General features: G+C 65.1%; 5 protein-coding genes. All 5 read left to right on the plus strand.

The genetic code is table 11. The features are described from left to right. A partial coding sequence (locus tag KBA32_RS11045; protein WP_294358871.1) for a coniferyl aldehyde dehydrogenase occupies window positions 1-1,398 on the plus strand: 1,398 nt, incomplete at its 5' end. 3 nt (window positions 1,399-1,401) lie between these two features. Next, a complete protein-coding gene (locus tag KBA32_RS11050) occupies window positions 1,402-3,063 on the plus strand; it encodes a choline dehydrogenase (RefSeq protein ID WP_294358875.1) in 1,662 nt (553 codons plus the stop codon). Between the two features lie 184 nt (window positions 3,064-3,247). Further along, window positions 3,248-4,228, plus strand: coding sequence for an alpha/beta fold hydrolase (locus KBA32_RS11055; RefSeq protein ID WP_294358878.1), 981 nt, complete (start codon window positions 3,248-3,250; stop codon window positions 4,226-4,228). Further along, entirely contained in the window at window positions 4,150-4,500 is a 351-nt protein-coding gene (locus KBA32_RS11060) for a hypothetical protein (RefSeq protein ID WP_294358880.1), read from the plus strand. Before KBA32_RS11055 ends, KBA32_RS11060 begins: the two co-directional genes overlap by 79 nt. A gap of 76 nt (window positions 4,501-4,576) precedes the next feature. Further along, window positions 4,577-4,822: a hypothetical protein gene (locus KBA32_RS11065; RefSeq protein WP_294358883.1), complete on the plus strand. Its 246-nt coding sequence runs from the start codon at window positions 4,577-4,579 to the stop codon at window positions 4,820-4,822. The last annotated feature ends 141 nt before the right edge of the window (window positions 4,823-4,963 follow it).

A 4,963-nucleotide genomic window follows, 5' to 3' on the forward strand; every position in this document is an offset into this window, starting at 1 on the left:
TTTGATCTGCTCGAATCGCGCTTTCTGCGCCTGCGTCTGGCGGCGCGCGCCGAGCCGAATCCGCCGCTGGAACTGCGCCTGCGTCGCCTGCGCGCGCTCGACCGCCTGTTGCGCGAGAACGCCGAAGCGCTGGCCGAGGCGGTGAGCCGCGATTTCGGGCATCGCTCGCCGGCCGAAACGCGCCTGCTCGAATTGTTTCCGTCGTATGAGGCGATTGCCGACGCGCTCGGCCATCTGCGCGGCTGGATGCGTCCGCAGCGGCGGCGCGTTTCCTTGTGGTTTCAGCCGGCGAGCGCCGAGGTGCGTTTCCAGCCGCTCGGCGCGGTCGGCATCATCGTGCCGTGGAATTACCCGATCTATCTTGCCGTCGGCCCGCTCGTCGCCGCGCTGGCGGCCGGCAATCGCGCGCTGATCAAGATGTCGGAATTCACGCCGGCGACCGCGAGCCTCTTTGCCGAGCTGATCGCCGCCCATTTCGCCGAGGACGAGGTCGCCGTGGTGCAGGGCGACGCCGGCGTGGCGCACGCCTTCTCGCAGCTTCCGTTCGACCATCTGCTGTTCACCGGTTCGACGCCGGTCGGGCATCACGTCATGCGCGCGGCGGCGGAGAACCTGACGCCGGTGACGCTTGAGCTCGGCGGCAAATCGCCGGCGATCATCGGCAAGAAGGCGAATTTCGCGAAGGCGGTCGAGCGCATCATCGTCGGCAAATCGCTCAACGCCGGGCAGACGTGCATCGCGCCGGACTACGTGCTGCTGCCGGCCGGCAGCGAACAGGATTTCATCGAGTCGGCGCGCCGGGTGTTCGCCGCCAGTTATCCCGATTTTGCGACGACGCCGGACTACACGGCCATCGTCAACGACCGTCATTTTGCGCGCCTGACCGAGTTGGTCGACGAGGCGCGCGCGAAGGGCGCCGAGATCATCGAGCTCGTGCCGGTTGCACGGCCCGATCCGGCGACGCGCCGTTTCCCGCCGCTGCTTCTGTGCGGTGTCAAGCCGGACATGCGCGTGATGCGGGAAGAGATTTTCGGACCATTGCTGCCGCTCGTCTCCTGCGGCGACCTCGCGCAGGCGATTGACTACATCAACGCGCGGCCGCGACCGCTCGCGCTCTACTACTTTGATACCGATGCGTCGGCGATTGCCACGGTGCTCGATCAAACCGTCTCGGGCGGCGTGACGATCAACGACACGCTCCTGCACATCGCGCAGGACGATCTGCCCTTCGGCGGCGTCGGCGCGAGCGGAATGGGCTGCTATCACGGCGGCGAGGGCTTCCGCACGTTTTCGGCCAGGAAGAGCGTTTTCCGGCAGTCGCGGCTGTCCGGGATCGGCTTGTTCAAGGCGCCCTACGGGGCGCGCTTCGAGCAGCTGATCCGTCTCCTGCTGCGGTGATCCATGACTGCGCTCGAAACGACAGCGGGTTATGACTACGTGGTCGTCGGCGGCGGCTCGGCCGGCTGCGTGCTGGCCAACCGCCTGAGCGAAGATCGCACCGTCACCGTCTGCCTGCTGGAAGCCGGGCCGCCGGATCGTCATCCGTTGATCCACATGCCGATGGGCATCATCTGGTTGATGCGCAGCAAGGTGCTCAACTGGAATTTCTGCACCGAGCGCGAGCCGGAGATGGGCGGCCGGCGCATGTTCTGGCCGCGCGGGCGCACGCTGGGCGGCAGCAGCTCGTCGAATGCGATGTGCTACCTGCGCGGGCATCCGGCCGATTACGACGAATGGGCGGCGCTCGGCAATCCCGGCTGGTCGTTCGCCGACGTGCTGCCGTACTTCAAGCGCTCGGAGAACCAGGAGCGCGGCGCGTCGCCGTATCACGGCACGGGCGGGCCGCTCAACGTGGCCGATCTGCGCAGCCCGAACCGGCTGACCGACGTCTTCATCGACGCCGGACTCGAAACCGGCCTGCCGTTCAACAAGGATTTCAACGGCGAAAGCGCGGAAGGCGTCGGGCCGTTTCAGGTGACGCAGAAGGACGGCCGGCGTTGCAGCACGGCGCGCGGCTACCTCAAACCGGTGCGCTCGCGGCCGAATCTGACGGTGATCACCGATGCCTACGCGACGCGCGTGCTGTTCGAGGGCCAGCGTGCGGTGGGCGTCGAATACCGGCATCAGGGCGTGTTGCGCAAAGTCGGCGCAACACAGGAAGTCATCCTTTCCGCCGGCTCCATTCAGAGTCCGCGTCTCTTGATGCTCTCCGGCATCGGCGACCGCCAGCACCTGCAGGCGACGGGCGTCGAAGTGCGCCACCATCTCCCCGGCGTCGGCCAGAACCTGCAGGATCACCTCGATGTCATTCTCGTCCAGGCGTGCACCCGGCCGGTTTCATACGGTATTACCTGGCGCACCGTCTTGCGCGGCGGCGTCGATCTGGTCCGTTACGCGCACGCCGGGCGCGGCATGTTTACGACCAATGGCGCCGAAGGTTGCGCCGTGGCGCGCAGCACGCCGGAGGAGGCGCGGCCCGACCTGCAGTTCCACTTCAGCCCCGGAAAACTGCGCGACCACGCGCGCGATCTGCGCTTCCTCTGCGGCGAGGGCTACTCGCTGCACGTGTGCAACCTGCGCCCGAAGAGCCGCGGCGACATCCGGCTGATCAGCGCCGATCCGGCTGCGCCGCTGGCAATCCGCGCCAACTATCTGACGCACCCGGACGACGTCGAACACATGCTGCGCGGCTTCAAGCTCGCGCGGCGGATTCTCGGGTCCGGGGCGTTTGCTCCGTATCGCGGCGAAGAGATCGTTCCGGGGCGCGGCGTCAATAGCGACGACGAGATCCGCGCCTTCATCCGCGCCAAGGCCGAGACGATCTACCACCCCATCGGCACCTGCAAGATGGGCGACGCTGCGCATGACCCGCTCGCCGTCGTCGATGCGCGGCTGCGCGTACTCGGGATTGACGGCCTGCGCGTGGTCGATGCCTCGATCATGCCGCTCCTGGTCGGCGGCAACACCAACGCGCCGACCGTGATGATCGCCGAGAAGGCTGCGGACATGATCAAGGTCGATCGCGCGGCGGCTGCACAGGCCGATGCCGTCCGGGCAGCGTAGCTTGTTGAGGCAACCTGCATTCGGCGGCCCGATTGCCCCGATTTTCGTAGGAGCCCGATTTATCGGGCGATGGGCGGTGTTTCTTCTCAGAGACGCCAGTTTCGCGCAGCAAAGCTGCGCCCCGCAGGAAGTACCCTTGGGGTGCGCTCCTACACATCCTTTTCATTAGGCTCTACCCCGGTTCATGCTTGCCATTGCCCTTCGCATTCTGATCAGTCTCGAAATCGTGCTCTACGCGGCGCTGGCCGTGCATCTGCTCGACGCGTCGCCGCTTGGCGCGGCCGGGTTCGCGCTTGTCGCGCTGCTCGCCGTGCGGCTTGCGCTGACGCTCATGATTTACCTCTTTGCTTGGAAGCGCCATTCGCCGGCGCCGCCGCTGGGGCCGGCGCGCACGCTGCGCATGATCGTCGCCGAGTGGGGCGCCTTCGTCGCCAACTTCGTCGTCCTCTCGCCCTTCGAGAACCTGTGGATGGGGCCGGATCGTCTGCGCCCCTCGGCCGAACGTCCGCCACTCCTGCTGGTTCACGGCTATGGCTGCTCGCGCGCCGCCTGGTGGTGGCTGCGTCGCCGGCTGGAGGCGCACGGCCGGGTCGTGGCGACGCTCAACCTCGAACCGATCTACGCCGACATTGAGCGCTACGTCGAACCGCTGGCGCAACGCATCGACGAGGTTCTCGCGGCGACGGGCGCGGCGCGGCTGATCCTCGTCGGGCACAGCATGGGTGGGCTGGTGATACGCGTCTATCTGCGCCGCTACGGTGCCGACAAAGTGCTGCGCGTCGTGACACTCGGCACGCCCTACGGCGGCAGCGAACTCGCGCGCATCGGCTTCGGCGTGAACGGACATCAGATGGTGCCGGGCAACGACTGGCTGGTGCGCCTGGCCGAGGAACCGCTCCACGTCGAGACGACAGCCATTTACAGTCCGCACGACAACTACGTGATGCCGCAGGCGAATCTTCTTCTGGCCGGTGCGAAGCGTTGCGTGCTCGACGGGCTGGGCCATCTGGCGATGCTGTATTCGCCGCGCGTGGTTGATGCGTTGCTGGCCTCATTGCGGGGTACGGAAGCGGATCCGTTCTTGATTTGGCCCTGCCTCCGAAAAATGAGCAAAAGACAATCTCCGCCTTCCTCGACCACGAAACCGCGAAGATCGATGCGCTGATCGAGAAGCAGCAACGGCTGATCGAACTGCTCAAGGAAAAGCGCCAGGAGACTCCTGTCTTCCTTCCGCCCTTGGCTGAACAAGCTGCCGTTGTGGCCTATATCACCGCTGAAGCAGAAAAATTCGACGTGCCATGCGCTCAAGCACTGCTATCCAAAGAGCTTCTGCAAGAGCGCCGCACCGCCCTGATTTCCGCCGCCGTCACCGGCAAGGTCGACGTCCGCGACTGGCAGCCCGCCGCTGCCCAAGAGGAGGTCGGCATCGAATGTTGAGCCGACTTATCCTGACTTATGTCGAAAACCATAAGTTATAATTTCAACCATAAGTAGCCATAAGTCGGAGCCCAGGATGAGTGCAATCAAGCCGTTTACCTTCCACCGCCCGGGTCTGGCGGAGAGTTATTGCGACAGCCTTGGGGGCCAGGGCTTGGCGGATAGTCGCTCCGGCTTGTTTCTGGCTGCACCAAGACGCACGGGGAAAAGCACTTTCCTGCGTGAAGACCTGCTTCCCGCCATGAAAAAGCGAGGCTGGACTACGATCTATGTGGACCTGTGGGCGGACAAGTCGAAAGACCCGGCTGAAGTGGCCCCCTGAGTCAAGACAGTAATGCAGTCAGTTTAAGCAGCACATTCGACCTCACACGCAGCTGGACGGCGCTGCCCCGGTTTTGCCTTTGCTTTTGTTGTTGCTGTTGCCTCTGGACTTGCCTTGGTGATGGAGGAATCCCCTGTGGAG

The sequence above is a fragment of the Propionivibrio sp. genome, from assembly GCF_017995515.1.
Classification (GTDB): domain Bacteria; phylum Pseudomonadota; class Gammaproteobacteria; order Burkholderiales; family Rhodocyclaceae; genus Propionivibrio.

Excerpts from the sequence above, each read along its gene's own strand:
- KBA32_RS11065 (WP_294358883.1), top strand. The coding sequence starts at position 4,577 with ATGAGTGCAATCAAGCCGTTTACCTTCCACCGCCCGGGTCTGGCGGAG.
- KBA32_RS11050 (WP_294358875.1), top strand. The coding sequence starts at position 1,402 with ATGACTGCGCTCGAAACGACAGCGGGTTATGACTACGTGGTCGTCGGC.
- KBA32_RS11055 (WP_294358878.1), top strand. The coding sequence starts at position 3,248 with ATGCTTGCCATTGCCCTTCGCATTCTGATCAGTCTCGAAATCGTGCTC.